Here is a 25893-nt window from a genome sequence, read left to right as displayed (position 1 = left end):
CGCGGACGCGGTGGCCGGCGTAGCGCGAGGTGGGTCGATGAGGATGTCGCATCAGCGCGGCATCCTCGTCGTTTTCTGGTCGGCCGCTGCCGCACGGTGCGCAGGGTCTGTCCTCATGCAACCGAAGGTGCCGCAATGAACGAGACGCTCCAATCCCCGCCCATCCAGCAGGCCGAGGTATTGCTGGCCGGCCGGTGGCAACCCAGCCGCGCGGCGAGCGCCAGCTTCCGTGCCGCCGACCCGAGCACGGGTGAGGCGATCGGGCCGCAGTTTCCGGTCAGCGGTGCGGAGGATGTCGAAACCGCGGTTGCGGCAGCGCAAGCGGTTGCAGCGGAACTTGCCGCGGCACCGGTCGAACGGATTGCCGCATTCCTGGACGCCTACGCCGACGCGCTGGATGCCGATGCCGACACCCTGGTGGCGCTTGCCCACGCAGAAACCGCATTGCCGGCACCCACACGCTTGCGTGGCAATGAGCTGCCGCGCACCAGCGGGCAGTTGCGTCAGGCCGCCCAGGCGGTGCGCAGCTATAGCTGGACCCAACCCATCATCGACACCGCTGCCGATCTGCGTTCGCATCTGGCGCCGCTCGGCAAGCCGGTGGTGGTGTTTGGCCCGAACAATTTCCCGTTCGCCTTCAATGCGATTGCCGGCAGCGATTTCGCCTCGGCCATTGCCGCGCGCAACCCGGTGATCGCCAAGGCGCATCCGCTGCATCCGGCCACCAGCAAGCGCATGGCGCAGCTTGCGCACACAGCCTTGCTTGCGGCGGGCCTGCCGGCTGCGGCGGTGCAGTTGCTGTATCACTTCGACAACGCCACCGGCCTGCGGCTGGCCGGCGATGCGCGGCTGGGGGCGATCGGCTTCACCGGCAGCCGTGCGGGCGGGCTGGCGCTGAAGGCCGCCGCCGATGCGGCCGGCGTGCCGTTCTATGCCGAGCTGTCCAGCGTCAACCCGGTGTTCCTGCTGCCGGGCGCACTGGCCGAACGCGGCGCGGCGCTGGCGCAGGAATTCTTCTCCTCGTGCACGCTGGGCAGCGGCCAGTTCTGCACCAATCCCGGGGTGGTGGTGGTGCCGCAGGGCGAGGCCGGCGATGCGTTCGTGGCCGCGACCACGGCGCATTTCGAGGCCGCCATGCCGATGGTGCTGTTTTCCAGCGCAGGCGTGGAAGGCGTGCAACACGGTGTGGCAGCGCTGCGCGCTGCCGGCGCCGCACTGCTTGCCGGCGGGCACACCGGCGAAGACGGCTATCGCTACGCGCCGACCTTGTTGAGCGTGGATGCGCAGGCCTTCCTCACCAGCCCGCATGCGTTGCAGACCGAGGCCTTCGGCCCGGTGAGCCTGCTGGTGCGTGCACGCGACGTGGCGCAGATGACGCAAATCGCCGCTGCATTCGAAGGCAACCTCACCGGCACCCTGTATCGCGCAGCCGATGGCAGCGACGATGCGGCCTGGCAGGCCATCGCCCCGGTGCTGCGGGCGCGGGTGGGGCGCTTGATCAACAGCAAGATGCCGACCGGCGTGGCGGTGAGTGCGGCGCAGAACCATGGCGGGCCGTTCCCCAGCACCGGGCACCCGGGGTTCACCGCAGTGGGCATGCCCGGTTCGATCCGCCGCTTCGCCGCCTTGCACAGCTACGACGCGGTGCCGGACGCCCTGCTGCCGGCCGACCTGCGCCAGCGCAATCCGGGTGGCGTGGCGCGCCTGGTCGATGGGCAATGGAGCACCGCCGACCTTGGAGCCGGCGCATGAGCAGCCAGATCGGCGGGTTGTCGCTGGAACAGGCGCGCGCGCAATTGACGCCGTGGACGCAGCGTGCCGCGCCGATCGCCGCGCAGGAATACGCACAGCGCATCGAACGCGCACGCCGCCTGATGCGCGCGCACGGCGTGGATGCGTTGTTGATCGGCGCCGGCACGTCGCTGCGCTATTTCACCGGCGTGCCTTGGGGCGCGAGCGAGCGCCTGGTCGCGCTGCTGCTCACGCTGGACGGCGACCCGGTGCTGATCTGCCCCGCGTTCGAAGAAGGCTCACTGGATGCGGTGCTGAAGATCGCGGTCGCCAAACATCTGTGGGAAGAACACGAGGACCCGTACGCGCTGGTGGTGCAGGTGATGGACGACCGCCACGCGCATGCGCTGGCGCTGGATCCGGGCATCGCCTTTGCCGTGCACACCGGCCTGCGTGCACACCTGGGCACGGCGATCCGCGATGCCGCGGCCATCATCGACGGCTGCCGCATGTGCAAGTCGCCGGCCGAACTGGCGCTGATGCAGCAGGCCTGCGACATGACCCTGCTGGTGCAGCGGCTGGCCGCCGGCATCGCCCAGGAAGGCATCGGCACCGACCAGCTGGTGCGCTTCATCGACGAAGCGCATCGCGCGCTGGGCGCGGACAACGGTTCGACCTTCTGCATCGTGCAGTTCGGCCATGCCACCGCGTTTCCGCACGGCATTCCCGGCGTGCAGCACCTGCGTGCAGGCGAGCTGGTGCTGATCGACACCGGCTGCACCGTGCAGGGCTATCACTCCGATATCACCCGCACCTGGATCTACGGCGCGCCCGACGACGCGCAACGGCGCATCTGGGATCTGGAACAGGCGGCGCAGGCAGCCGCGTTTGCGGCGATCCGCCCCGGGCTCGCCTGCGAAGCGGTGGACCAGGCCGCGCGCAGCGTGCTGGAGGCCGCAGGGCTGGGGCCGGATTACCGCTTGCCGGGATTGCCGCACCGCACCGGCCATGGCTGCGGCCTGGCGATCCATGAAGCGCCGTATCTGGTGCGCGGCAATGCGCAGCCGCTGCAGCCGGGCATGTGCGCCAGCAACGAGCCGATGATCGTGGTGCCCGGTGCGTTCGGGGTACGCCTGGAAGACCACTTTTACGTCACCGATACCGGCGCGCAGTGGTTTACGCCGCCGTCGCCGGCGATCGACCAACCGTTTGCATGAGCCGGCCCAGGCTCACGCACGCGTAGGAGCGCACCCGGGCGCGACGGGCAGTCCCGATAAAGCCGTCGCGCGCAAGCGCGCTCCTACAGCCGCCATTGCATCTTGGAGTAACTGCATGAACCACCTGCGTCCCGTCGCCATCGGCCTGCTGGCCGCCGCCTTGTTCACAGCCTGCAAGCCGGCGCCGCCGGCAGCGGAAACGGCGGCTGCAGCCACCGCTGCGCCAACCGGCGAGCAAGCCGCCAAGGCCTTCGATGCGCTGCTGGACAAGCAATGGCAGTACCAGTTGCAGCACAACCCGGAGTTCGCCAGCATCATCGGCGACAAGCGGTACAACGATCGTTGGAGCGACTACTCGCTCGAGGCCGTGCAGGCCGAACGCACCGCCACTGCCGAGCTGCTCACGCAATTCGAAGCGATCGACAGCAAGACGCTGGACGAACAGCGCCAGCTCAGCCTGCAGATGATGCTCGGCCAGTTGCGCGACAAGCTGGAAGGCATCGACCTGAAGACCTATGCGATGCCGCTGGAGCCGATCGGTGGCATCCAGCTGGGGCTGGCCGGTTACGGCGATGCGTTTCCGTTCGAGAACGCCAAGGATTATCAGGACTACATCAAGCGCCTGCAGACGATTCCAACGGTGATCGACCAGGTGATCGCGGTGTCGCGGCAGGGCGCCAAGGAGGGGCTGGTGCAGCCACGTTATCTGCTGGAGCGCCTGCCCGAGCAGATCGACAAGATCGCCGCGCTGACCGGCGAGCAGAGCCCGTTCGCCTCGCCGCTGAAAAAACTCGATGCCGCGGTGCCGGCCGACCAGCGCGCTGCGCTGCGCGCGCAGTTGCTGGCCGCAATCGAGCAACAGGTGCGCCCGGCCTACGCCAAATTGGCCGCGTTCGTGCGCGACGAATACGCCGCGCAAGGGCGTGCGCAGGAAGGCCTGTGGTCGCTGCCCGATGGCGAACGCCGCTATCGCTATGCCATCCATACCCAGACCACCACCGACATGGCGCCGGAGGAGATCCATCAGATCGGCCTGAAGGAAGTGGCGCGCATCGAAGGCGAGATGACGGTAATCGCCAAGGCGCAGGGCTTTGCCGACCTGGCCAGCTTCCGCAAGGCGGTGGACACCGACAAGCGCCACTTCGCCAGCTCCGGCGAGCAGATCCTGCAGCAGTACCGCGATTACATCGCCGCGATGGAACCCGAGTTGCCCAAGCTGTTCGGCCATTTGCCGAAGACGCCGCTGGAAGTGCAGGCGATGCCGGCATTCCGGCGCAGCGCGCCCGGCGCCGAATATTGGCAGAGCAATCCGGAAGGCACCAAGCCTGCCATCGTCAAGGTCAACACCAGCGACTTCGCCAGCCGCACGCTGGTCAATATCGAAACCACTGCCTATCACGAGGGCGTGCCGGGCCATCACCTGCAGATCTCGCTCGCCCAGACGCTCCCATTGCCGCCGTTCCGGCAGCAGGCCGGCTACAACGCCTATATCGAAGGCTGGGCGCTGTACGCCGAGCGCCTGGGCAAGGAGATCGGTTTCTTCAAGGACCCGTACAACGACTACGGCCGGCTGTCCGGCGAGCTGTTGCGCGCCAATCGCCTGGTGCTCGACACCGGCGTGCATTACAAGCGCTGGAACCGCCAGCAGATGGTGGATTTCTTCCACGCGCATCCGTCCGATGACGAGCCCAGCATCCAGTCCGAAACCGATCGCTATATCGTCTGGCCGGGCCAGGCCCTCGGCTACAAGCTGGGGCAGCTGCAGATTCTTGCGCTGCGTGCGGAGGCGGAAAAAGAACTCGGCGATCGCTTCGATGTGCGCGCCTTCCACGATGCGGTGCTCGGCGGCGGCGCAATGCCGCTGGCGATGTTGCAGCAGCGCGTGCGCCAGTGGATCGCGCAGGCCAAGGCGGCGCCGGAGGCACGCGGATGAAGACCAGCAGCGTCTGGCGCGCGAGCGCATTGAGTGTATTGATTGCAGCCACTCTGGGCGGCACCGTGTCGCAAGCACAGGCCGCAGCACCTGCACCCGCAGCAAGCACGCAAGACAGTACAGCGGCACGCTTCAAGGCGCTGTACACGCGCGAATGGCGCTGGCGCCAGGCGCAGCTGTCCGGCGCGGTGGATGAAGACAACCAGGCCACCCAGGACAGGCAGTCCGACCATCTGCCCAAGGTCGATGTGGCCACGCAAAATCTGCGCACCGCGTACTGGCAACAGACGTTGAAGGAGCTGGATGCGATCCCGGCAACGCAGTTGCCGGCCGAAGATCAGGTGAGCTACCAAGTGTACCGGCAGCAGCTGCTGGTGCTGCTGGATCAGCAGCACTTCCGCGCCTGGGAAATGCCGTTCAACAGCGACTCGGCATTCTGGAGCGACCTGGGCTTCAGCGCCGAGGCCAAGCTGCGCACGCGCGAGGACTACCAGCGCTATCTGAAGATGCTCGCCGATATCCCGCGCTATTTCGCCGAGCACACCGACAATATGCGTGCCGGCCTGGCGCGCGGTTTCAGCCAGCCCCGGGTGACCCTGACCGGGCGCGACCAGTCCATCGCCGACGTGGTGCAGGCCAAGGGCGAGGCCAATCCGTTCTACGCACCGTTCAAGCAGATGCCGGCCACGCTGCCTGCCGATGTGCAGGCGCGATTGCGCCAGCAGGCGGTGCAGACCATCGATACGCAGGTGCTGCCGGCCTACGCGAAGCTGCTGGACTTCATCCGCAACGAGTACCAGCCGCGCGCGCGCACGACGCTGGCCGGCGAGGCCTTGCCGGACGGGCAGGCGTATTACCGCGCTCAGATCCGCGAATTCACCACGCTGGAGTTGAGCCCGGAGCAGATCCACCAGATCGGTCTGCAGGAAGTGGCCAAGCTGCGCACGCAGATGGATCAGACCATCGCTGCCAGCGGCTTCAAGGCGCCGGCCGGGCAGGCAGTGTTTCCGGCCTTCCTGCAGTTCCTGCGAACAGACCCGCAGTTCTATGCCAAGACGCCGGAACAGTTGCTCAAGCAGGCCGCCTGGATCGCCAAGCGCGTGGACGCCAAGGTGGGCGATTACATCGGCCGGCTGCCGCGCCGACGCTTCGCGATCGAGCCGGTACCGCCGGAACTGGCGCCGTTCTACACCGGCGGGCGTGGCGGCCCGGGCATCTATCTGGTCAACACCTACAACCTGCCGTCGCGGCCGCTGTACAACCTGACCGCACTGACGCTGCACGAGTCCTCGCCCGGCCACGCGCTGCAGATGCCGCTGGCGGCAGAGGCGCAGGGGCTGCCGGAGTTTCGCCGCTACGCCTACATCTCTGCCTATGGCGAAGGCTGGGCTCTGTATTCGGAGTACCTGGGTCAGGAAATGGGCATGTACGACACGCCCTATGACCGCTTCGGCTATCTCACCTACCAGATGTGGCGCGCCTGCCGCCTGGTGATCGATACCGGCATCCACCACAAGGGCTGGACGCGTGCGCAGGCGCAGGCCTACCTGCGCGACAACACCGCCTTGAGCGAGCACGAAGTCACCGCCGAGGTGGACCGCTACATCGCCTGGCCGGGGCAGGCGTTGTCGTATTACCTGGGCGAGCTGAAGATCCTGGAGCTGCGGCGCAAGGCCGAAGCCGCCCTGGGCGAAAAATTCGACCTGCGCCATTTCCATGATGCGGTGCTGCAGACCGGCTCGGTGCCATTGCCGGTGCTGGAGGCGCGCATCGACCGCTTCATCGCCGACGGTGGTGTCTCGCCGTATGCCGCCGAAGATGCTGCCGGGCCGGCGGTAGCAGAGGCCAAGGCCGCTGCCAGCGACTGATCCAGGACATCACCAGCCGACGTTCTTCGCTACACCAACCGCGTATCCACGCTTCGGGGCGACCAATGACCACACACGGTGCGACCACGCAGGGCAAGTTCCACAAGCGACTCAGCCTGACCGACCTGACCTTTATCGGGCTGGGTTCGATCTTCGGCTCGGGCTGGTTGTTCTCGGCCAGCCATGTCTCTTCCATTGCCGGGCCGGCCGGCATCCTGTCGTGGATCCTTGGCGGCATCGCGGTGTTGCTGCTCGGCCTGGTGTATTGCGAACTCGGCGCCGCGCTGCCGCGTGCCGGTGGCGTGGTGCGCTACCCGGAGTATTCGCATGGCGCCTTGCTCGGCTCGTTGACCGGCTTCATCACCCTGATCGCGTTTTCCAGCCTGATCGCGATCGAGGTGGAGGCGGCGCGCCAGTATGCGGCGGCGTGGTTTCCGCTGCTCAACCAACCCGGCGGCAGCCATCCCAGCGTGTGGGGCTGGCTGGTGCAACTGGCCTTGCTGGTGCTGTTCTTCCTGCTCAACTATTTCAGCGTCAAGACCTTCGCGCTGGCCAACAACATCGTCAGCATCTTCAAGTTCCTGGTGCCGATTCTGGTGATCGTGCTGCTGATGAAGCACTTCAATCCGGGTAACCTGAGCGTGCACGGGTTTGCGCCTTCGGGCATGGCCGGGGTGGAAGCGGCGATCTCTGCCGGTGGCATCATCTTTGCCTACCTGGGCCTGACCCCGATCGTGTCGGTGGCCAGCGAGGTGCGCGATCCGCAGCGCAATATTCCGATCGCCCTGATCCTGTCGGTGGCCTTGTCCACGGTGATCTACGTGCTGCTGCAGCTGGCATTCCTTGGCAGCATTCCGGCCGCGCAACTGGCGCCTGGCTGGAGCGGCATCGACAAAGTGTTTGCGCTGCCGTACCACGACATCGCGCTGGCGTTGGGGATGGCGTGGCTGGCTGCGCTGGTGATCTGCGATGCGATGGTCTCGCCCAGCGGTACCGGCAACATCTACATGAATGCCACCCCGCGCGTGGTGTACGGCTGGGCGCGCAGCGGCGGGTTCTTGCCGGTGCTGACGCGGGTGGATCCGCAATCGGGCATCCCGCGTCCAGCATTGTGGTTGAGCCTGGGCTTGTCGATCTTCTGGACGCTGCCGTTCCCCTCGTGGGAGACCCTGATTGGCGTGGTGTCGGCGGCCCTGGTGCTTAGCTATGCGGTGGCGCCGGTCACCGTAGCCGCATTGCGCCGCAGCGCGCCGGACTTGCCGCGGCCGTTCCGCGTCCGTGGCCTTGCCGTGCTGGGGCCGCTGTCGTTCATCGTCGCCGCCTTGATCGTCTACTGGTCGACCTGGCCCACCTTGTCGTGGTTGCTCGGCCTGCAGGTGGTCGCGTTCGTGCTGTATGTGCTGTATCGCCTGCCATCGCGCCAGGGCAGGGCACGCCTGCTGCGCCAGGTGCGCGCATCGCTGTGGTTGATCGTGTTCTTCGTGCTGGTGATGGCGGTGTCCTGGGCCGGCACGTTCGGCGGTCACGGCTGGATCGCGCATCCGTTCGACACCTTGAGCGTGGCGGTGATTGCATTCTTCATCTATCACTGGGGCGCGCGCAGCGGCTTGCGCAGCGATGAGCTGGCGTTGGAGGAGGACGATGGCGAGTGAGTTGCGCCACGGCGTGGGTGCATCGCGCTGGTTGCGTGGCTGCTTGAATGGGGTGGCTGCGTGCATCGTGTTGCTGTCGGCTGCGGCACAGGCCGCGCCCAGTGTGGCCGACTACCAACGCGCGCTGGGCTTGCGCGCGCAATGGAGCACGCTGACCGAGAACGTGGCCTGGCCGGCGCAATGGCAAACCGCCGGCAGCTTCCATTACCGCAAGACGGTGCCGGGCGGATTCGCCTTCGTCCGTATGGATGTCACCACGCTGCAGAAAACGCCGGCGTTCGACCAGCTGCGCGTGGCGCAGGCATTGAGTGCCGCGACCGGCACACCCTACACCGCGTTGCAGTTGCCATTCGAGCGCTTTGCCTATGCGCCGGACGGCGAGCGCAGCGACGGGGCGATTCGCTTCGCGCTTGGCGAAGCGCCCTGGCGTTGCAGCCTGACGGACGACCGCTGCGCCCGCGATGACGCCGCTGCACAGCAGCGTCCACGCGGCTTCGGTGTGGTGCGCGACCCTGCGGTGCCAGCCGACACCACGCCGCGCCGTTCGCCCGATGGCCGCTGGGAAGCGCTCGCCGATGGCTGGAACCTGCTGCTGCGTCGCGTTGCCGATGGCCAGCTGACCCGGCTCAGCGACGATGGCCGCGCAGACGATTACTTCGACCCGGAGAGCATCGCCTGGTCGCCGGATTCGCAGCGACTGGCGGTGTATCGCGTGCGTCCCGGGTTGGCCCGCCGCGTCACCCGTGTGGAAGCGGCGCCTGTAGGCGGCGGCCAGCCGCGCGTGCGCACCCAGCTGTACCCCAAGCCCGGCGATGCGGTGGATGTGGAGCGGCCGGTGTTGTTTGCCGTGGACGGCACACGCCGCGAGGTGGACACCGCCTTGTTCGCCAATCCGTATGCGCTGTCGCCGCTGCAGTGGCGCAGCGATGGCCGCAGCGTGAGCTTCGATTACGTGCAACGCGGCTTTCAGCGCATGCGGGTGATCGCGGTGGATGCGCAGAGCGGTCGTGCGCACGTGGCGGTTGGCGAAAATGCGCGCACCTTCGTCTACGCCGACCGCAGCTTTCGCCATGACGTGGATGGGCGCGGCGACGCGTTGCTGTGGATCTCCGAGCGCGACGGCTGGCGGCACCTGTACCTGGTCGATGGCCGCAGCGGCAGCTTCAAGCGGCAGCTCACGCGCGGGCCGTGGATCGTGCGCGATGTGCTGCGCGTGGACGACGCGCAGCGGCGCATCTGGTTCACCGCCAGCGGCATGGATGCGGGCAAGGACCCGTACTACCGGCAGCTGTACAGCGTGGATTTCGACGGCCGCCGGTTGACCCGGCTGACCCACAGCGATGCCGATCACGATGTGGCGATCGCAGACGACGGCCGGCATTACGTCGATGTCTATTCGCGCCCGGATCTGCCGCCGGTGATGGAACTGCACAGCATCGATGGCCGGCTGCTGCAGCAAGTGGAACAGGGCAAGATCGACAGATTGCTGGCCGCCGGCTGGCGTGCGCCGGAGACCTTCGTGGCCAAGGGCCGCGATGGCCGCACCGACATCTGGGGCATGGTGATGCGCCCGCGTGATTACGACCCGCACAAGAAGTATCCGGTAATCGAGAACATCTACGCCGGCCCGCACGACTCCTTCGTGCCGAAGACGTTCTGGCCGTTTGGCTATCACTCCGGTGGCGACAAGCAGATCGGCATGCAGGCGCAGGCGGATCTGGGCTTTATCGTGGTGATGATCGACGGCATGGGTACCGCCAACCGCTCCAAGGCCTTTCATGATGTGGCGTGGAAGAACCTGGGCGATTCCGGCTTTGCCGATCGCATTGCCTGGCACCGTGCGTTGGCGGCCAGGGACCCTTCCTACGACATCGGCCGGGTCGGCATCTATGGCGCCTCGGCCGGCGGGCAGAGCACGCTGGGCGCGCTCGAACGGCATCCGGACTTCTACAAAGTGGGCGTGGCGTTTGCCGGTTGCTACGACAACCGCATGGACAAGATCAGCTGGAACGAGCAGTGGATGGGCTGGCCGGTGGATGCCGGTTATGCGCAGGCCTCGGGTGTGGTCAATGCGGCCAAGTTGCAGGGCGACCTGCTGCTGATCGTTGGCGAGCAGGACAGCAATGTGGACCCGGCCTCCACCGCGCAGGTGGTCGATGCGCTGATCAAGGCCGGCAAGGACTTCGAGCTGCTCAACGTGCCTGGTGGCGAGCATTCGGTAGGCCGCTCCAGCGGGCCGATCGACTATGTGCAGCGTCGCCAGTACGACTTCTTCGTGCGCCATCTGCGCGACGAACCCACGCCGCATTGGAATTCACTACCGTCGGAGGCGCGATGACGCGTTTGCTTGCCCTGAAGATGCCGCGACCGCGCGGCTGCATCGCAGCCCTGCTGTGGTCGCTGGCGATGTTGGCCGGTTGCGTGCCGGTGCTGGCCAGCGCGGAAGAACTGCCGCGCTTCGTTACCCAGAATGGCCGCCATGCGCTGTTCGTCGATGGCGCGCCGTACACCGTGCTGGCCGCGCAGCTGCACAATTCCAGCGCCTGGCCGGCGGTGCTGCCCAAGGCGCTGGACGAGGTGGTCGCGCTGCACGCCAACACGGTGGAGGCGCCGGTGTACTGGGAGCAGTTCGAGCCGGCGCCCGGGCGCTTCGATACCACCAACGTGGATGCCTTGATTGCCGGCGCGCGCAAGCGCGGCCTGCGCGTGGCCCTGCTGTGGTTCGGCAGCTGGAAGAACGGCCAGATGCATTACGTGCCGGAGTGGATCAAGCGCGACGACGCCACCTACCCGCGCATGCGCGACGCCAATGGCGAGCCGGTGGATGTGCTGTCGCCGCATGTGGCCGCCAACGTGCAGGCCGATGTGCGTGCGTTCACCGCATTAATGCAGCACCTGCACAAGGTCGATGGCGACCGCCACACGGTGATCCTGGTACAGGTGGAAAACGAGCCCGGCGCGATCGGCACGGTGCGCGACCATGGCCCGGCCGGCGAGGCGGCGTTCGCGCAACCGGTGCCCGCAGCGATCGCGCAAAAACTCGGCAAACCGCAGGGCAGCTGGCAGCAGCTGTTCGGTGCCGAAGCGGCCGAAGCCTTCAATGCACATGCGACGGCGGCGTATATCGAACAGGTGGCCGCTGCCGGCAAGCGTGCCTATCCGCTGCCGCTCTACGTCAACACCTGGCTGCGCTACAAGGGCAAGCGTTACCCGGGCATGGATTATCCGTCCGGCGGTGCGACGGTGAATGTGTTCGCGCTGTGGCGCGCGGCCACGCCGTCGGTCGACTTCATCGGCACCGATATCTATACCAACGACTACAACGAGTACACCAAGGTCATCGGCCAGTATGCGCGGCCGGACAACCCGGCCTGGGTTTCGGAGACCGGCTTCGAGGCGGCCACCGCGCCGTATCTGTTCCATGTGCTGGGGCAGGGCGGGATCGGCTTTTCGGTGTTCGGCATGGATGGCAACCAGGACAGCCAGGCCAACCGCGACGCGATCGCTGCGCACGCCGCCAACTTCAAGCTGCTGGCGCCGCTGCAGCGCGTGATCGCCCAGGCCGCCTTCGACGGCCGGCTGCAGGCGTTGGCCGAACAGCCCGGCGCGCCGCAACGCACGCTACGCTTTGGCGACTGGCAGGCCAAGGTGTCGTTCGGTGCGCCGGTGTGGGGCGATGCGCCGGCAATCCTGCCCGGCAACGACGACCACGCCGGCCGGCTGCTGGTGGCGCAGTTGGGTCCGGAGGAGTTCCTGGTCACCGGCATGGCCGCGCGGATTGAATTTTTCCGCGAGGCGGCCGATACCCGTCATGGACAACTGTTGCGGGTGGAGCAGGGGCGGTACGTGGACGGGCGCTGGCAGGTCGAAAGACAGCTCAACGGCGACCAGACCGACTACGGGCTCAACTTCGGACGGGTGGATGCGGCGGGCGAGGTGCCGGTGGTGTTGCGTGTGCGGGTAGGCACCTATTGAGCCGGCGTGAGGCGACTGCGCAGCCGTGAGGTGGGCGTGATCGGAATCGGTGGGTGGGACACGTCATTGCGGCTCCTGTCAGCTGGTTCCACCTCGTGAGACACGCTCGCCACGCGCCTCGGGGGCGTGGGAACGACAGCAGCGCGGCGCAATTGCCGGCAACGATTGTGTTGATTGGTTGGTAAACAAACGTCATTGGTTATTTCTCAGTTTCTGCACCGGAGCCACCATGAGCATCAGCAGTATCGCCAGTTCCGGAATGCAGGTCGCCGCGCTGCGCCAGCAGGTGGCCGCCAGCAACGTGGCGCGTCAGCCGGTGGACGGCAGTCCACGTCAGGCCGTTGCAGCCAGCACGCAGCTCAATGGTGGAGTAGCAGCCAGCGTGGTCGACGCCAACGCCGATCCATCGGCACCGGCCAGCGATCTGGTCGAAGGCCTCTCGGCACGCAACGACTTCCAGGCCAACGCCACTGCGCTGCGGCGCTCCGACGAGATGCTGGGCAGCTTGCTGGATGTGCTGACCTGAGAGCCTGGATTGACGAAGGCCGGTTGTCGATCTAGTGCATTAGGTGCACGGCCTTCGCTTTGATGCCGCATCTGGCTGCACCTGAAACCGGATTTACGTTCTGCATTTTGTGGAGTCAGCGAATTGATGGCTGCTGCTTATGCCGGTATCGATAACTGCAGTTGTCTTGTCTGCGGGTGTTAGGACCGTGCGGGCAGCTCGCAAGCGTAGAGCGGCTGATCTGTTACCTGGCTGCCGGGCCCTTGCCCGCCCACCATCGCGGGACACGCCGTGAATCCGTCCATGGAGGCTCTGACGCGGCATCCATGCCGCGTAAGATCCCGCGACGGTAGGCAGGCAAGGACCAGTCGAGATGGTCGGCGCGCAAGGTCGCGAGCAAAACATGACGTGTGGTGTTTGGATAGCGTCGCTTCCGATCAGCCTTCCAATGCACCCCGAGCAACAAGCAGGTTTTTGCCAAATCACCGACCAACTCTCTGATGCGGTGTCCTCGCCGGTTGCGGGACCGTATGGCGGCATGGATGCCGACACCGATCCCCAGGGAAGGGCTTACGGCGTGTCCGACGAGCGGCGAGGGCACCGCGCCCTCGGCCAATCAGGCTTTTGACTTAGAGCGTCACGCTGAAGCCGTTGTACTCACTGTCGCTCACTTTCCGTCAGCACCCAGCACCTGCGCCGCATCCACGATATCCACGCCCTGCAGCTGTCTCAGCCAGTTGTCGAACCAGGGCTTGTGCATCGCGCCCACCACCGCCAGCACACGTGCACCGGGTTGGTCGGCAAAGCTGGCACGCACGTTGGACACCATGCGCAGGTTGCGGATCTCCCAGCCGGATACGTAGCGATAGCCGTAGTGTTGCGGCGAGCCCTCGCTCAGTGCGGCGCGAAAATCCACCGCGATGGCCAGCTGCTGGCTGGCCGGCAGGTTGATCGCGCGATAGAGCTCCAGCAACTTGCCTTGACTTGCCAGCTGGTCCTCGCGCTCACGCATGGTGCTTGCCCGCGGTGCGGCCTTGTCCCAGGCGGCCTGGATCGCCTTGCCATACGCCGCCGGGTCGCCCAGGTCAATGTTGTCGCCGGTGTGATCGTCGGCCGGGTGGAGGCGTTGCAGGCCAAGGCGTGCCGCCAGTCGCGCGGCGATCTGGTAACTCTCATTGGGGCGCTGTTCCATGCTGCGCAGTCGCGCGACCAGCGCCGCATCCAGGCCATCGCCGCTGCGCTGTTCGGCTGGCGCAAGCTGCAGCCACTGCACCAGCGCAGATGGTGGCTCGCCCGAGGCCAGAAACAGCGCAGCCAAGTGCCGACGCTGTGCCGGTGTGGGCGCACTGGGCAAGCTGCGGAGCGCTGCACGGACCTGGCCGAGAGCGGTGGGAACGTCCAGCCCGGTGGCACGCGCCGCCTCGCTGGTGTCGGGGCAGTAGGTCGTGGTGTCCTCGGGCAGATACACCGCCGGATGGCGCCGCATCAGGTCGCAGGTTTCGCCCGACAGGTTCTCTGTGGTGATGATGGTCGGCGCGTACGCGGCCAGCCGGTCCATCAACGGTTGCAGCCGTGCTGCACCGATATCGCTGCCCTTGGGCAACTGCGACAGGTGCACGCTGCCGAGCACCAGCACCTGGGTGCGTGGGGCGGTCATCTCGGCATCCAGTTGCGACAGATCCACCTGCGCCTGCGCGATGCAGGGCGCGATCAAGGCCAGCCACAGCCAGCGATGCGCCGGACGTTGCAACCGCTTGGCGGACGCGCTGCCGGCATCGAAAAATCGCCCTGCGGCACGGGCATTGTGCGCAATGCGGGGTAGGGATGGCTGCATGACGGTCCTTGTGGGTGGGCTTGGGTTGCGTGGGGCTCTGGCGACGATGTCGCCTGCGTCTGTGCAGCCAGTGTGGCTGCCACCGCAGGTACCGGCGTGGCCAGAAAGTCACGTGGCTAAATGGCAGGGGGGCGGCAACTGGGCGCTGCGCCGTTGCTGCGATGGCAGCGCAGCAACAGCTTGTGTGCGGATTTCCGCATACGTGCCAGACAGCTGCCACAAGACGCAAGCCGCGCCGTCGCGCAGGATGTGGATGAGATCAACCGAGGGCGCGACGATGGACCGCAGGAGCTTTTTGCGTCAGGGCATGGCGGCAACCGCGGCGGTGGGCGCGGGTGCCGCGCTCGCGCTGCCGGGCACGCCGCACACGCCGGCGACGTTGCCGCCACCGGCGTTGCCGCGTCTTGAGGCGCTGCCGTCGGCCGCGCATGTGGGCAGCAAGCTGTGCAGTTTTGAACACCTGCAGCAGCAGTGGACCGTCTACGAGCATCTCGACAACCCGCAGGGCAAGCTGACGCTATGGACCGACAGCGGCATGCTGCGCCTGGACAAACGCACCGAGCCGGCCTATCCGGCCGAGGGCAAGCCGTACTTCGGGATGTCGCTGGCCGAGGTGGCGATGGCCGAGGCAGATCTGCTCGCCGACCGCCTGCTGCGCGATGGCGACCCGGACGAGGCGCAGGTGCGCGATGTCGCGCCGCCGCCTGCCTCGCTGCTCGACCCCAAGGACAATGGCGGGCGCTGGCCGTGGACCACCTTCGTCGGCACGCGCGAAAGCCTGGATACCATGCCGATCCTGCCCAACGGCCGCAGTCGCACCTCGCGGCCGGAACACGCCTTCGCCGAGTTGGGCGAAGAGGCGTTGATCAAACGGCGCGAGGAAGGCCTACTGGGTGGCTGGATGCCGGCGGTACGCAAGGTGATGCGGCGCGAGGGCGAGGCCGATAGCTGGTACGACGTGCTGGTGTTCGCCGATGTGCGTGCCAGTGATCGCTTCGTGGTGCAGACCTGGCATCGCACGATGCAGGTGCGCGGCGGCGAGATCGTCGGCGTGCATTACACCCACAGCTATCCCGCGTTTGCACCGTCGCGCAAGCCGGCCACCGCTGAGCAGTTCTACGCGGGGTTGATCGATTTCGCCGCGTACTGGCAGCAGGCCCTGGATGGCACGGTGCAGGCGCAGCTGCCCGATGCCAGCTGGAACGACATGGCGCAGTTCGCCTTCGCACGCGAGCTGGTGGTGCGCCCCGGTGGCGATTATCCGAAGTACGGCGCGGTGGAGCGCGACTACTACGGCAACGAGTACGACGGTTTCCAGGACACTTTCACCAGCTCGTTCTACGCCAATCTGGAATGGGGTCGCTTTGCGCAGGCCGCTGCGGTACTGGACAACTACTTCGACGACTTCGTGCAGGACGATGGCCTGCCGAACATGCGCGGACCGGAGGTCGGGCAGTTCGGGCTGACCCTGTCGCTGCTGGCGCGCTATCTGCGCTACACCGGCGATGCGGCCCGGCTGCGCCGCCTGCTGCCCAAGATCGCCGCCACCGCCCAGCTGCTGTGCGAGCTGCACGACCAGGCGCTGGCATTACCGGGCAACGCGCATGGCCATGGCCTGCTGCACGGCTGGAACGAATCAGATGCCTGCCTGTTCCCCGACCCGTCGCTGTGGTGGAAACCGTATTACGCCAACAGCGCGCTGACGATACGCGGCTGGGAAGACATCGCCCAGGTCTGGAGCACGCTTGGTGGCGATGCCGGTCTGGCCACGCAATGGCAGCATCGCGCCAGGCAGTTGCGCGCGAGGCTGGAGGCCAGCCTGCGTGCCAACGTGCGCCGCGATCTGTCGCCGCCGTATATCGGCCCGCTGCCGGGCACCAAACTCACGTTTCGCCAGTCGCTGCTGCAGGAAAAGCCCAGCGAGCAGCAATGGCCGCACCGCGCGTATGCGGAATTGCTGCAGGCCGATGTGCTGCCCGACGACTTGGCCAACCTGGTGATCGATTGCCTGCGCGGCCATGGCGGCACCAGCATCGGCGTGGTGGCCAACATCGCGCCGCCGGAGCCGGGCAGCCGCGATCTGCTCGGCTTCATTTCCTACGGCTATGCGCAACAGTTGCTGCGGCTGGACCGCATCGAAGAGTATCTGTTGTTCGTCTATGCGCACCGCTACCAGGTGCATACCCGCGGCAGCTGGACCGCCGGCGAGGTCAGCGGCATCACCGGTGGCATGCCGCTGTTCTGCATCCCCGCGCAGATGACCATCCCGTTGCTGCTGCGCTGGATGCTGGTCAGCGACGACAGCGCAGGCGAGCAGTTGTTCCTTGCGCGTGCGCTGCCGCGCGCATGGCTGGGCAGTGGCGCCGCGATCGGCATCACCGCAGCGCCCACACGCTGGGGCAAGCTCACGCTGACACTGCGCACCGACGTGGCGGCAGGCCGCATCGATGCCGAGGTGCAACTGCCGGAACGGTCACCCAGGCACACCTGGCTGAGCTTGCGCGTGCCCAAGGGCACAACGCTCACCCGCGTGCTCGTCGACGGCAAGCCGGCGCGTGCGCAGGGCCCGCATGCCGATCGTGTGGCATTGCCCGCCAGCACAGCGGCGGTGAAGGTGCAGGCCTGGTACGGGTGATGGCCCATTGGCGCGATGACCGTGCCAGCCATGACCACACCATCTCCGCGGATAAACGCATGAAGCCACTGCTGCATCACACCCAGAACTCCAGGCGGCGTAGCGTCGCAGCATGGTGCCTGAGCATCGCACTCTGGACGCTCTCGGCAAGCGCAGCGGCTGCATCAGCTGTGTCCGTAGCAACCACGCCTGTGCCCACGCCCACACCGGCGCAGTACGCGCAGGCGATCGGTCTGGCCGATCACTATGCGTCGCTGGTCGACAGGCAACCGACGGCGCCGGTATGGATCGATGCAGGGCATTTCCTGTATCGGCGTGCCGTGGCACGTGCCGATCAGGCGCCGGCCATCGAGTACCGCCTGGTGGATGCGGCCAGCGGCCGCAACACGCTGGCCTTCGATCATGCGCGGCTGGCGGCGGCCCTGACGCAGGCCGGTGCGCAAGCCATCGACGCCACGCAACTGCAGCTGGAGGAACCCACCCTGGAGCAGCAGCGCCTGGGCTTTCAGCTGGCGAAGCTGGGCTGGCAGTGCGATCTGGCCCGCTATCGCTGCGCGCATGTGCCCGAACGCGACGTGCAGGCCGAGTCGATGGACATGCGCCTGCCGCTGAAGCAAGGCGAGCGGCAGGCCAAGCTATCGCCGGATGGCCGCTGGCGCGCCTGGGTGGAGCAGGCCAATCTGGTGATCGCGCCGGTCGATGGTGGCGAGCGCAGCGTGCTCAGCCGCGATGGCAGTGCCGACGATTACTACGCACTCGACAGCGTGGTGTGGTCGCCGGACTCGCAGCATCTGGCCGCGTATCGGGTCAAGGCGCCGCCGCCGCGCATGGTCTATTACATCGAGTCGGCGCCGGCCGATCAGCTGCAGCCGAAGTTGCACCAGCAGGTCTATCCCAAGCCCGGCGATGCCTTGCCGGTGATGCAGCCGGTGTTGTTCGACATCGCCACGCGCGCCGCGCATCCGGTGGCGATGACACTGCTGCCCAATGCCTTCAGCTTGAGCGAGATGGTCTGGTGGAAGGACAGTCGCGGGCTCACCTTCGAATACAACGCGCGCGGGCACCAGCTGTATCGGGTCATCGAAGTGGACGCACGCACGGCTGACGCGCGCACCCTGATCGAAGAGACCTCGCCCACCTTCATCGAATACTCCGAACTCAGCGGAACGCACGAGGACGGCGGCAAGCATGCGCGGCGCGATCTGGCCGACGGCGCGCAGATCCTGTGGGCCTCCGAACGCGATGGCTGGGAGCACGTGTATCTGTACGACGGCCACAGCGGTGCGGTGATCCGCCAGGTTACGCAGGGCGACTGGGTGGTGCGCAAGCTCGACTACATCGACGAAGCCGCAGGCCAGCTGTATTTCACCGCCTCCGGCATGCAGCCCGGCGAGGACCCGTATTACCGCCATGCCTATCGCATCGGTCTGGACGGCACCGGGCTCACTGCATTGACGCCGGCGGCCGCCGATCACCAGGTGAGTTATTCGCCGGATGGCAAATGGTATCTGGACCTGTACTCGCGCGTGGACCTGGGGCCGGTGCTGGAGCTGCGGCGCACTGCCGATGGCAGCCTGGCACGCACGGTGGAGCGCACCGACCTGGGCCGTCTGCAGGCTGCCGGCTGGCAGCCACCGTTGCCGTTCCACACCACCGGCCGCGACGGCAAGACCGAGATCTGGGGCGTGATCCAGCGCCCCATGCAGATGCAGCCACAGCAGCGTTATCGCGTGATCGAATACATCTACGCTGGGCCGCAGGGGTCCTTCGTGCCCAAGACGTTCACCACCCGCACATCGGCGCTGACCGCACTGGGATTTGCGGTCGCGCAGATCGATGGCATGGGCACCAACAATCGCTCGCGCGCGTTCCACGATGTGGCCTGGCGCAACCTCAAGGATGCGGGCCTGCCGGATCGCATCGCCTGGCACAAGGCTGCTGCCGCACGGTACCCGTGGTACGCCATCGACGGCGGCGTCGGTGTATACGGCACCTCGGCCGGTGGCCAGAACGCATTGGGTGCGCTGCTGTTCCATCCGGAATTCTATGTGGCAGGCGTGGCCAATTCCGGTTGCCACGACAACCGCATGGACAAGATCTGGTGGAACGAGCAATGGATGGGCTGGCCGGTCGGGCCGTGGTACGCCGAATCCTCGAACGTGGAAAACGCCGCGCGCCTGCAAGGGCATCTGCTGCTGGTCACCGGCGACATGGACATGAATGTCGATCCGGCCAGCACCTTCCAGGTGGCCGATCGGCTGATCAAGGCGGGTAAGGATTTCGACCTGCTGGTGGTTCCCGGCGGCGATCACGGCGCCGGTGGCGATTACGGCAAGCGCCGCCTGCTGGATTTCTTCCTGCGCTGGATGCAGCAAGCGCCAACACCGGACTGGAACCACGACCAGGCCGCGACGACGCAGGCACCGTGATCCGTGTGGCCGGGTCTGCCGGCCGACCATTTGACTGCAGTGCCTAGACCACGGCCGCTGAAACAGGGCGGGCAGGGCAGTGCACGCTGATTGCCGTCATCGCGCTGCTGCATGCATGCGCAGTGCTCGATTTCTAGATCGACTGTCATCGCACATGGTTGCAGGCGATACATCGCCTCGGGTGTATCGCCCATCGTCTTGCGCATCGTGTCCAGCTGGGAACACCGCTGCGCAGCGCAACACCAAGGCAGGCTGGTTCATTTGCGAACCATGCTGTTTTCCGCACGCGCTGTCGCCAAATGCGACAAGACGTAGTGCGTGCGCACAGGCACATTGTGACCAGCTGATGAAGCTGGAGCGCATGGGCGCCTCCGGTGCGGAACCAACACCCTTTTTGACAACACGCGCTGCTGCGTGACCCTGCGTGGTCGTGCGCGTCGCAGGTTGTCTGCGTGTCTGCAGCACAGCGCTGGCGAGAAGTTTCGCTGCGTGCGCGTCTGCCATCCATCTTGCCCTGCGCTGGCGTCCGCCGGCACGGGTGTGTGTTGCCCATCGTTTGTCTGCCATACGAATCAGGAGCCTTGCATGCCGATGCCGCTGTTGCCTTTCTCCCGGACCTCCGGCACACCCACGCGCCCGGTGCCGAGCATGCTCAGCGCCGCGTTGCTGCTGGCGCTGTCTGCAGGCGTCAGCGCACCGGTGTCTGCGCAGCAGGCCGGCAGCAGCGGTGATGCGCCGCAAACGCTGGACAGCGTGGTCGTCACCGGCTCGCGTCTGCGCCGCGTGGATACCGAAACCGCCAACCCGGTGGTCACGGTCAGCCAGGAACAGATTGCCGCGACCGGCAAGGCCACGGTCGGCGATCTGCTGCAGGAGCTGCCATCGATCGCCGGCAACGCCACCAATCCGTATACCAACAACGGCGGTGGCACCGGTGCGTCGGCCATTTCGCTGCGTGGTCTGGGCGACAAGCGCACCTTGGTGCTGGTCAATGGTATTCGTCTGGCCTACAACGACGTCAACGCCATTCCGTCCAGCATGATCGAGCGCATCGAAGTGCTCAGCGACGGTGCCTCTGCGGTGTATGGCTCCGACGCTATCGGCGGCGTGGTCAATTTCATCCTGCGCAGCCAGTTCGATGGCGTGCAGTTCAGCAGCGACTTCGGCACCAGCAGCGAAGGCGACGGCAACCGGCGCAACTTCACCCTGACCACCGGCAAGACCTGGGAGCGTGGCAGCCTGATCGGCGGCCTGTCGTACCACAACATCGATCCAGTCTCGGCAGCGGCGCGCGACTATTCCAAAGACGCGCTTGCGTTGACCAACGGGCAACCGGTGAAGCAGGGCTCGTCCGCAACGCCCACCGGCACCGTGAATTTCAACGATGGCTCGGATCAGTCCACGCAGCTTGCGCAGGCCAACGGCTGCGGGCGTGTCACCCTCAACAGCGGCGTCAGCGGTCGCGCCGGCCCGGGCGATTTCCACTGTTACAACGCCAGCGCCGACTCCTACAACTACCAGCCGTTCAACCTGTTGCAGACCCCACAGAAGCGCACTAACGCGTTTTTGCTGGGCACCTATCGCTTCACCGACAACGTCGAGGGCTACGTCAACACCTGGTTCAGTAAAACCGAATCCGCCTCGATCATTGCGCCGATCCCAATCTTCTCCAACGGCGACAACATCCTGGTGTCGTCGCAGAGTTACTACAACCCATTCGGTGTGAACTTCGGCACCGATCGCAGCACCGGCACCTCGTACAACGACCTCAACACGCGCGCCACCGTGCTGGGCAATCGCAGCTATCAATACAACACCTACAACTTCCAGATCAGCCCCGGCTTGCGCGGCCGCTTCGGCGACAGTTCCTGGCAGTGGGATGCCACCTTCAACTACGGCAAGGTCAAACAGAAGTCGATCAACAACGGCTTTCTCGACTATGCCGCGTTCAATCAGGCCATTGGCCCCTCGTTCCTGGACGGCGATGGCGTGGTCAAGTGCGGCAGTGCAGGCGCGGCGATCGCCGGCTGCACACCGCTGAACTTCTTCAACCTCAACGACAGCGCCAACCTGTCCACCTTGCAGGGCATGGTGGTCAACCCCATCGTGACCAGCGTCTACACGGTCAAGCAATTCGAGGCCAATGCCAACGGCTCGCTGTTTGAACTGCCGGCCGGCACGGTCAGCCTGGCGACCGGCGTCTCCTATCGCAAGGAGCGCTCCACCACCGCCTCCGACCCGCTATGGACCGGCGATGAAGACGGCCTGTGCGGAGTGATCGAATTCTGTTCGTCCACGTTGGCCGGCAGTTTCGACGTCAAGGAGGCCTATGCCGAAGCGTTGTTTCCGCTGCTGAAGGATCTGCCCGGCATCAACGCCTTGAACATCACGCTGGGCACGCGCTTTTCCGACTTCAGCTCGGTCGGCAGCAAGACCAACAGCAAGGTGTCGCTGGAATATCGCCCGATCGAGAACCTGCTGATCCGCGGCACGGTGTCGGAGGTGTTCCGCGCGCCCAACATCAATGAGCTGTACGCCGGCGTGGCCGGCGATGCGGCCACCGTCAACGACCCATGCAATGGCTACACCGGTGGCAATAGCGTGGCCTGCGCCAATGTGCCCACCGATGGCAGCTACCAGCAATCCGATGGCCAGGTGTCGGGCAAGGTGTCCGGCGCAGCAGTGGCCGGGTACCAGCTCAAGCCGGAAACCGGCAAGTCCTACGACGTGGGGCTGGTGTACGACCCGCAGTGGATCGATGGGCTGTCGCTGAGCGCGGACTGGTGGCGCATCGATCTGGAAGACACCATCACCACGGTGTCGGCGCAGACCGTGCTCAATCAATGCTTCGCCAACCCGGCCAGCTCCTTCTGCGCGTTGATCCATCGCAACGGCAACGGCACCATCAATTACATTGCCGAACCCACCGTCAACCTGGGCAAGCTGTGGGCCAAGGGCATGGACTTCAACCTGACCTACCGCGCGCCGCCCACCGCATGGGGCAATCTCAGCGCCGGGCTCAACGGCACCTATCTCACCCGTTACGACGTGCTGCCAGATACCACCGACCCCAGCTCGGTCACCATCCACAACGTCGGCCGCTACACCCAGGCCTACGGCAATTTCCCGCGCTGGCGTGCGCTGGGCACGGTGAACTGGGCGTTGGACGACTGGAGCGCCACCTGGCGCATCCGTTATGTGGGCCATACCGCTATCGGCAATTCGGATCCGGACCAGAGCCTGTCGGCCGATTCCAGCGAGCCGATGGTGGTGCGTAAGATCGGCGCCTACGTCTACAACAACCTGCAGCTCGGCTACAACGTCGAACCGTGGCACACGCGCTTCGAAGTAGGCGTGGACAATATCGCCAACAAGCAGCCGCCGTTGTATTACTCCAACAACGTCGGCAACGCCAATACCGATGTGGCCACCTACGATCTGCTGGGTCGGTTCTATTGGGCGCGTGCCACGGTGAAGTTCTGATCGGGCCGGTGTATCGCGGTGGCGTGCGGCCAGATGCCATCGGTCGCGGGCGTTATGGGTGTGCACGCGCGTGTTGGTGCGACTGCGCAGGCGGTTGTTGCAATGGCGCGCGCGGTCTGTGCGCGCCGACAGGAGTTAAGCTGAGCCCATGATCGAGACGTATTCGAGCGAGTTGCCCAACGACCACACGCCGAGCCTGTCGCGGCGGCGCTTTCTGGCCTGGAGCAGCCTGGCGGTTGCCGCAGGTTTGCTGCGCTTTCCGGCGCAGGCCAGCGCGGCACAACCCGGCAGCGTGCGCGCCGTGCCACTGGCGCAGGTGCGGCTCACGCCGTCGTTGTTCCTGGACGCGCTGCACACCAATCGACGTTATCTGATGCGGCTCGAGCCCGACCGGCTGTTGCACAACTTCGTGCTGTACGCCGGTCTCGATCCCAAGGCGCCTGCATACGGCGGCTGGGAGGCGGACACCATCGCCGGGCATACGCTCGGTCACTATCTCAGCGCGCTGGCACTGATGCATGCGCAGACCGGCGATGCGCAATGCCGCACGCGCGCCGGGTACCTGGTCGCAGAGCTGGCACGCTGCCAGGCGCACGCGGGTGATGGCTACGTCGCCGGGTTCACCCGCAAGACCGCCGCTGGCCAGATCGAAAGCGGCCGCGCGGTGTTCGATGAACTCAGGCGCGGCAAGATCGACCCGGCGCCGTTCTACCTCAACGGTAGCTGGGCACCGCTGTACACCTGGCACAAGTTGTTTGCCGGCCTGCTCGACGTGCACGCGCATTGCGATAACGCGCAGGCGTTGCAGGTGGCGGTGGGCCTGGCCGGCTATCTGCAAGGCATCTTCGCCGCACTCGACGATGCGCAGCTGCAGAAGGTGTTGTCGTGTGAATTCGGTGGCCTCAACGAATCCTTCGTCGAGCTGCATGTGCGGACCGGTGATGCGCAATGGCTGGCACTGGCGCAGCGCCTGCACCATCACGCCGTGCTCGATCCACTGATCGCCCAACGCGACGAGCTGGTGCACCAGCATTCCAATACCAACATCCCCAAGCTGATCGGCCTGGCACGCGAGTACGAGGTCACCGGCGATGCCGCCTCGGGCGCGGCGGCGCGCTTCTTCTGGCACACCGTCACCGACCACCACACCTACGTGATCGGCGGCAATGGCGACCGCGAGTACTTCCAGCAGCCGGACAGCATTTCGAAGTTTGTCACCGAGCAGACCTGCGAGCACTGCGCCAGCTGCAACATGCTCAAGCTCACCCGACATCTGTACCAGTGGGGCCCGCAGGCCGAGTTCTTCGATTACTACGAGCGCACGCTGCTCAACCACGTGATGGCGCAGCAGCATCCGCGCACCGGCATGTTCACCTACATGACACCGATGCTGGCCGGCGAAGCGCGCGCCTGGTCGTCCCCGTTCGACGATTTCTGGTGCTGCGTCGGCAGCGGCATGGAGGCGCATGCCCAGTTCGGCGATTCCATTTACTGGCAGGACGGGCAGGGCGTCTACGTCAATCTGTATGTGCCCTCCAGCGTGCGCGATGCTGCCGGGCTGGACATGACCCTGCGCAGCACGATGCCGGAGCAGGGCAGCGCCTCGCTACGCATCGACGCCGCGCCGGCCGAGCAACGCACGCTCGCACTGCGCGTGCCCGGTTGGGCGCAGTCGCCGAGGCTGCAGCTCAATGGCCAACCGGTCGATGCCACCGTCAACGAGGGCTACCTGCGCCTCGCCCGCGTCTGGCGCGCCGGCGACACGCTCACGCTGTCGTTCGAGATGCCGCTGCGCCTGGAAGCCACGCCGGACGACCCGGCCTGGGTCTCGGTGCTGCGCGGGCCGCTGGTGCTGGCGGCCGACCTGGGCGATGCGGCAAAACCCTGGTCGGGCAAGACCCCGGCATTGATCGGCGGCGTTGAGGTCTTGCAGCGCCTGCAGCCGGTGGCGGGCCAGACCGCGTTCGACTACAGCGACGGCAGCCAGCACTGGCGCTTCTCGCCGTTCTATGCACAGTTCGATCGCCGCAGCGCGCCCTATCTGGAGCATCGCGACGCCGCTGCATGGCAGCAGCATCAAGCCGAGCAGGCCGCAGCAGACGCGAAACAACAGGCGCTGGACACGCGCGCGTTGGACCGGGTCGCCCTGGGTGATGAAGCATCCGAAAAGGCTCATGGCCTGCAAAGCGAAAGCTCCTATGCACTGAGCTACCGCCGCCGCGCCGGTCGTGACGCCCGCACTGGCGGTTTCATCGCCTTCACCCTGCGCAACACCACCCAGGCCAGGATCCTGCGCCTACGCTACTGGGGCGACGAAACCCGCCGCCGCTTCCGCATCCTGGCCGACGGCGAACTCATCGCCAACGAACGCCTGGACGGCAACCGCGGCCTGGACTTCGTCGACGTGGATTACGCCTTGCCTGCAGCAGTGGCAGGCCGCGCCACCTTGCAGATCCGCATCGAGCCGGAGACGGGCTACTCGGCAGGGCCGGCGTTCGGTTGCTGGGTGTTGGAGTCGGCGTGAATGCTGTCGCAGTAGATCGTCGATGACGTTGCCCGCGCCCTGATCGCAGCGCATACGATGCGCGCAGGCACCTGGCGTGCCCGACAGGAGAGAGACGCAAAAAAAGA

At 66.2% G+C, this 25893-nt stretch carries 13 protein-coding genes; 12 read left to right on the top strand and 1 reads right to left on the bottom strand.

The window, feature by feature from the left end; translation table 11 throughout:
- Window positions 1–135 precede the first annotated feature (135 nt).
- The 8 genes from KHN93_RS12670 to KHN93_RS12635 all read left to right on the top strand — a co-directional run bounded on the left by KHN93_RS12670 (window position 136) and on the right by KHN93_RS12635 (window position 12902).
- Window positions 136–1752 (top strand): aldehyde dehydrogenase family protein, encoded by a 1617-nt coding sequence (locus KHN93_RS12670; RefSeq protein ID WP_211920276.1) that lies wholly within the window; start codon window positions 136–138, stop codon window positions 1750–1752.
- Entirely contained in the window at window positions 1749–2948 is a 1200-nt protein-coding gene (locus KHN93_RS12665) for a M24 family metallopeptidase (RefSeq protein ID WP_126962872.1), read from the top strand. Before KHN93_RS12670 ends, KHN93_RS12665 begins: the two co-directional genes overlap by 4 nt.
- 115 nt (window positions 2949–3063) lie before the next feature.
- Window positions 3064–4881, top strand: a complete 1818-nt coding sequence (locus tag KHN93_RS12660; RefSeq protein WP_211920274.1) for a DUF885 domain-containing protein — start codon at window positions 3064–3066, stop codon at window positions 4879–4881.
- A complete protein-coding gene (locus KHN93_RS12655) occupies window positions 4878–6749 on the top strand; it encodes a DUF885 domain-containing protein (RefSeq protein ID WP_211920272.1) in 1872 nt (623 codons plus the stop codon). The genes KHN93_RS12660 and KHN93_RS12655 overlap by 4 nt, the downstream gene beginning before the upstream one ends.
- 65 nt (window positions 6750–6814) lie before the next feature.
- Complete coding sequence (locus KHN93_RS12650) at window positions 6815–8401, top strand: APC family permease (RefSeq protein ID WP_047128891.1); 1587 nt, start codon at window positions 6815–6817, stop codon at window positions 8399–8401.
- Window positions 8391–10739: a S9 family peptidase gene (locus KHN93_RS12645; protein ID WP_211920270.1), complete on the top strand. Its 2349-nt coding sequence runs from the start codon at window positions 8391–8393 to the stop codon at window positions 10737–10739. The genes KHN93_RS12650 and KHN93_RS12645 overlap by 11 nt, the downstream gene beginning before the upstream one ends.
- Window positions 10736–12376 carry a DUF5597 domain-containing protein gene (locus KHN93_RS12640; protein WP_211920268.1) on the top strand — a complete coding sequence of 547 codons (1641 nt, stop codon included), beginning with the start codon at window positions 10736–10738 and terminating at the stop codon, window positions 12374–12376. Before KHN93_RS12645 ends, KHN93_RS12640 begins: the two co-directional genes overlap by 4 nt.
- Before the next feature lie 229 nt (window positions 12377–12605).
- Window positions 12606–12902, top strand: coding sequence for a flagellar basal body rod protein FlgC (locus tag KHN93_RS12635; protein WP_104533668.1), 297 nt, complete (start codon window positions 12606–12608; stop codon window positions 12900–12902).
- Between the two features lie 646 nt (window positions 12903–13548).
- Here KHN93_RS12635 and KHN93_RS12630 read toward each other — a convergent pair.
- Entirely contained in the window at window positions 13549–14715 is a 1167-nt protein-coding gene (locus KHN93_RS12630) for a DUF5694 domain-containing protein (RefSeq protein WP_244812115.1), read from the bottom strand.
- Window positions 14716–14992: 277 nt separating this feature from the next.
- Here KHN93_RS12630 and KHN93_RS12625 point away from each other — a divergent pair, with 277 nt between their 5' ends.
- The 4 genes from KHN93_RS12625 (at window position 14993) to KHN93_RS12610 (ending at window position 25786) form a co-directional block, all read left to right on the top strand.
- Window positions 14993–17350: a glucosidase family protein gene (locus KHN93_RS12625; protein WP_104559516.1), complete on the top strand. Its 2358-nt coding sequence runs from the start codon at window positions 14993–14995 to the stop codon at window positions 17348–17350.
- A 59-nt stretch (window positions 17351–17409) separates the two neighbouring features.
- The gene (locus KHN93_RS12620; RefSeq protein ID WP_104559754.1) at window positions 17410–19779 is read left to right on the top strand and encodes a S9 family peptidase; all 2370 of its coding nucleotides are present in this window, start codon (window positions 17410–17412) and stop codon (window positions 19777–19779) included.
- A 585-nt stretch (window positions 19780–20364) separates the two neighbouring features.
- Entirely contained in the window at window positions 20365–23262 is a 2898-nt protein-coding gene (locus tag KHN93_RS12615; protein WP_211920266.1) for a TonB-dependent receptor domain-containing protein, read from the top strand.
- A gap of 148 nt (window positions 23263–23410) precedes the next feature.
- The gene (locus KHN93_RS12610; RefSeq protein ID WP_211920264.1) at window positions 23411–25786 is read left to right on the top strand and encodes a glycoside hydrolase family 127 protein; all 2376 of its coding nucleotides are present in this window, start codon (window positions 23411–23413) and stop codon (window positions 25784–25786) included.
- Window positions 25787–25893 lie beyond the last annotated feature (107 nt).

It is taken from the genome of Xanthomonas arboricola pv. juglandis (assembly GCF_905367715.1).
Classification (GTDB): Bacteria; Pseudomonadota; Gammaproteobacteria; order Xanthomonadales; family Xanthomonadaceae; genus Xanthomonas; species Xanthomonas arboricola.
This window is presented reverse-complemented; position numbering and strand designations above follow the sequence as displayed.